The sequence below is a fragment of the Halorussus salinisoli genome (assembly GCA_005239435.1).
GTDB classification, from domain to species: Archaea; Halobacteriota; Halobacteria; order Halobacteriales; family Haladaptataceae; genus Halorussus; species Halorussus salinisoli.
Genome location: SZNP01000013.1, coordinates 1 through 4,846, shown reverse-complemented (window position 1 = coordinate 4,846; position 4,846 = coordinate 1). Strand labels below are relative to the sequence as shown.

1 tRNA gene and 3 rRNA genes are annotated in these 4,846 nt (G+C 57.4%); all 4 read left to right on the top strand.

Annotation, left to right across the window (positions count from 1 at the left end):
* Positions 1 to 1,225: ribosomal RNA gene (locus E2484_RS24600) — 16S ribosomal RNA — on the top strand; the annotation flags it as partial.
* Positions 1,226 to 1,378: 153 nt separating this feature from the next.
* Positions 1,379 to 1,450 (top strand) — tRNA-Ala (locus tag E2484_RS24595).
* A 218-nt stretch (positions 1,451 to 1,668) separates the two neighbouring features.
* Positions 1,669 to 4,588: ribosomal RNA gene (locus E2484_RS24590) — 23S ribosomal RNA — on the top strand.
* Between the two features lie 129 nt (positions 4,589 to 4,717).
* Positions 4,718 to 4,839 (top strand): 5S ribosomal RNA (gene rrf, locus E2484_RS24585).
* The last annotated feature ends 7 nt before the right edge of the window (positions 4,840 to 4,846 follow it).

The window sequence follows — 4,846 nt, the reverse complement described above, 5'->3', positions numbered from 1 at the left end:
CACCGTGCCGATAATCGGTACGGGTTGTGAGAGCAAGAGCCCGGAGACGGAATCTGAGACAAGATTCCGGGCCCTACGGGGCGCAGCAGGCGCGAAAACTTTACACTGCACGACAGTGCGATAAGGGAACTCCGAGTGCGAGGGCATATAGTCCTCGCTTTTGTACACCGTAGGGAGGTGTACGAATAAGGGCTGGGCAAGACCGGTGCCAGCCGCCGCGGTAATACCGGCAGCCCGAGTGATGGCCGCTATTATTGGGCCTAAAGCGTCCGTAGCCAGCCAGACAGGTCCGTCGGGAAATCCACTCGCTTAACGAGTGGGCGCCCGGCGGAAACCAGCTGGCTTGGGGCCGGAAGACCTGAGGGGTACGTCCGGGGTAGGAGTGAAATCCTGTAATCCTGGACGGACCACCGGTGGCGAAAGCGCCTCAGGAAGACGGACCCGACGGTGAGGGACGAAAGCTAGGGTCACGAACCGGATTAGATACCCGGGTAGTCCTAGCTGTAAACGATGCTCGCTAGGTGTGGCGTAGGCTACGAGCCTGCGCTGTGCCGTAGGGAAGCCGAGAAGCGAGCCGCCTGGGAAGTACGTCCGCAAGGATGAAACTTAAAGGAATTGGCGGGGGAGCACTACAACCGGAGGAGCCTGCGGTTTAATTGGACTCAACGCCGGACATCTCACCAGCTCCGACAGCAGGAGTGACGGTCAGTGTGATGAGCTTACCTGACCTGCTGAGAGGAGGTGCATGGCCGCCGTCAGCTCGTACCGTGAGGCATCCTGTTAAGTCAGGCAACGAGCGAGACCCGCATCTCTAATTGCCAGCAGTACCCTCGTGGTAGCTGGGTACATTAGGGAGACCGCCACGGCTAACGTGGAGGAAGGAACGGGCAACGGTAGGTCAGCATGCCCCGAATGAGCTGGGCTACACGCGGGCTACAATGGCCAGGACAACGGGTTCCAACCCCGAAAGAGGACGGTAATCTCTTAAACCTGGTCGTAGTTCGGATTGAGGGCTGAAACTCGCCCTCATGAAGCTGGATTCGGTAGTAATCGCGCTTCAGAAGAGCGCGGTGAATACGTCCCTGCTCCTTGCACACACCGCCCGTCAAAGCACCCGAGTGAGGTCCGGATGAGGCCACCACACGGTGGTCGAATCTGGGCTTCGCAAGGGGGCTTAAGTCGTAACAAGGTAGCCGTAGGGGAATCTGCGGCTGGATCACCTCCTAACGCACGGGACCATCCCGACGGGATGGCCCACACCCGTCTGTCGCCTCGCGACAGACACTCGAGAGGGTTCCTCGACGACCTCGACCGCTTCGGTGGTCGGGCACCTTAGAACTACCAGGGTTAACAAACACACCTTCCCCGTCGTGGGGACGGGCCCATAGCTCAGTGGTAGAGTGCCTCCTTTGCAAGGAGGATGCCCTGGGTTCAAATCCCAGTGGGTCCATGCCGTGGGTGGAATCGAACCGTGTCCCTTAAGTGGGAGACGGCGCAACGATTCAATCCACACTAACCGATGCACTACACCGTGAAAGCGCGTGTAGGAAGGGTTCGATGCACGCTCCTATACCACCTATAGGACGTGGCGATGACGACCGTATGTACGTGCAATCCAGGCGTCCACTGGATCCGACCGACCGGGTCACAGTGCGACCAACAATTCCAACAGCGTGGCTACTGTGCCAGCTGGTGGATGGCTCGGCTCGAGCGCCGACGACGGACGTGCCAAGCTGCGATAAGCCTGAGGGAGCCGCACGGAGGCGAAGAACTCAGGATCTCCGAATGGGAATCCCCTCGCAATTGCCTCGCGCAATGGGGAACGCCGGAAATTGAAACATCTCAGTACCGGCAGGAAAAGAAACCGCAAGGGATGTCGTCAGTAACTGCGAGTGAAAGCGACACAGTCCAAACCGAAGCCCTCACGGGCAATGTGGTGTTCGGACTGACACTCAGCACCCGACCACTCATGTGAAGTCTTCTGGAACGGAGCGCGATACAGGGTGAAAGCCCCGTAACATGAGTCAGTACGGTGTGCGTCAGCTCCAGAGTATCGGGGATTGGAAATTCCTCGTGAATATCGCGGGCATCGACCGCGAAGACTAAACACGTCTCGAGACCGATAGCGAACAAGTAGCGTGAGCGAACGCTGAAAAGCACCCCACGAAGGGAGGTGCAACAGAGCCTGAAATCAGTTGGCGATGGAGCGACAGGGCATACAAGGTCCTCTCCAAAACGAACCGGGTGCAAACCCCCAGTAGAACCGAGAGGAAGCCGATGTTCTGTCGTACGTTTTGAAAAACGAACCAGGGAGTGCATTTGATTGGCGAGTCTAACCGGTGTATCCGGGAAGGCACAGGGAAACCAACATGGCCGCAGCACATTCGTGCGAGGGCCGCCGTCTTCAAGGGCGGGGAGTCAATCGGATGCGACCCGAAACCAGATGATCTACGCGTGGGCAAGGTGAAGCGTGGCGAAAGCCACGTGGAGGCCTGTTAGGGATGGTGTCCTACAATACCCTCCCGTGACCTACGTGTAGGGGTGAAAGGCCCATCGAATCTGGCAACAGCTGGTTCCAGTCGAAACATGTCGAAGCATGACCTCTGTCGAGGTAGTTCGTGAGGTAGAGCGACCGATTAGGGGCGCCGACTTCGAGAGAAGTCGGCCCCCTTGTCAAACTCCAAACTTACGAACGCCGTCGACGCAGGGAATCCGGTGTGCGGGGTAAGCCTGTGCACCAGGAGGGGAACAACCCAGAGCTGGGTTAAGGTCCCAAAGTGCAGACTAAGTGCAATCTGAAGGTGGTCTCAAGCCCTAAACAGCCGGGAGGTGAGCTTAGAAGCAGCTACCCTCTAAGAAAAGCGTAACAGCTTACCGGCCGAGGTTTGAGGCGCCCAAAATGATCGGGGCTCAAGTCTGCCACCGAGACCTAGCCGCACCACTCACATGGTGATCGAGTAGACTGGCATTCTGTTCGGATGGAAGCGCGGGCGAGAGTTCGTGTGGACCGAATAGGAACGAAAATCCTGGTCATAGTAGCAGCGTTAGTCGGGTTAGACCCCCGACGGCCTTACGAGTAAGGGTTCCTCGGCAATGCTGATCAGCCGAGGGTTAGCCGGTCCTAAGTCTCGCCGCAATTCGACCGAGACAACAGGGAAACAGGTTAATATTCCTGTGCCACCATACAGTGAAACCAACGCCTTGGGAACCGTCAAGCCGGGCTTTCGCCCGGTCGAATCTGGGAACTTCGTGGAAGCCGTAATGGCACGAAGCGAACGAAGCCAGACACAGCGAAAGTTGACGTTACCTAGGGCCCGTGAAAAGGGAGTATGGTGTCCGTACCGAGATCCGACACAGGTACTCTGGCGGCGAAAGCCAAGGCCTGTCGGGAGCAACCGACGTTAGGGAATTCGGCAAGTTAGTCCCGTAAGTTCGCGATAAGGGATGCCTGCCTCGCATAGAGGCAGGTCGCAGTGACTCGGACGCTCCGACTGTCTAGTAACAACATAGGTGACCGCAAATCCGTAAGGACTCGTACGGTCACTGAATCCTGCCCAGTGCGGGTATCTGAACACCCAGTACAATGGGGCGAAGGACCCGTTAACGGCGGGGGTAACTATGACCCTCTTAAGGTAGCGTAGTACCTTGCCGCTTCAGTAGCGGCTTGCATGAATGGATCAACGAGAGCGTCACTGTCCCAACGTTGGGCCCGGTGAACTGTACGTTCCAGTGCGGAGTCTGGAGACCCCCAAGGGGAAGCGAAGACCCTATAGAGCTTTACTGCAGGCTGTCGCTGAGACACGGTCGCTAATGTGCAGCATAGGTAGGAGACGTTACACAGGTACCCGCGCTAGCGGGCCACCGAGTCATCATTGAAATACTACCCGTTAGTGACTGTGACTCTCACTCCGGGAGGAGGACACCGGTAGCCGGGCAGTTTGACTGGGGCGGTACACGCTCGAAAAGATATCGAGCGTGCCCCAAGATTTCCTCATCCGTGTCAGAAACGCGGAACAGAGCGCAAGAGCAAAAGGAAGTCTGACAGTGTCCTGCACAACAAGGGACGCTGACGCGAAAGCGTGGTCTAGCGAACCTATCAGCCTGCTTGATGCGGGCGATAGATGACAGAAAAGCTACCTTAGGGATAACAGAGTCGTCACTCGCAAGAGCACATATCGACCGAGTGGCTTGCTACCTCGATGTCGGTTCCCTCCATCCTGCCCGTGCAGAAGCGGGCAAGGGTGAGGTTGTTCGCCTATTAAAGGAGGTCGTGAGCTGGGTTTAGACCGTCGTGAGACAGGTCGGCTGCTATCTATTGGGGGTGTTACGGTATCTGACGGGAACGATCGTATAGTACGAGAGGAACTACGATTGGTCACCACTGGTGTACCGGTCGTTCGAGAGAGCGCGTGCCGGGCAGCCACGTGACACGGGGTAAGAGCTGAACGCATCTAAGCTCGAAACCCACCTGGAAAAGAGATACCATCTGAGACCACTCGTAGAAGACGAGTTCGATAGACTCGGGATGTACGCGTCGAGGCAACGAGACGTTCAGTCCGCGAGCACTAACAGGTCAACGCCACACATTCATATTGTACCGCACTGCACCCGCGAAGTCGGGTCCAGGCGCTATCTGGATTGCACATACATACGGTCGACACACCGCATCGAATCACCGACATTGGTTTAACCACGGTTCGATTCCGTGGGTCGGCGTTAAGGCGGCCAGAGCGGCGGGGCGACACCCGTACCCATCCCGAACACGGAAGTTAAGCCCGCCTGCGTTTCGGCCAGTACTGGAGTGCGCGAGCCTCTGGAAACCCCGATTCGCCGCCTCCCACTCATA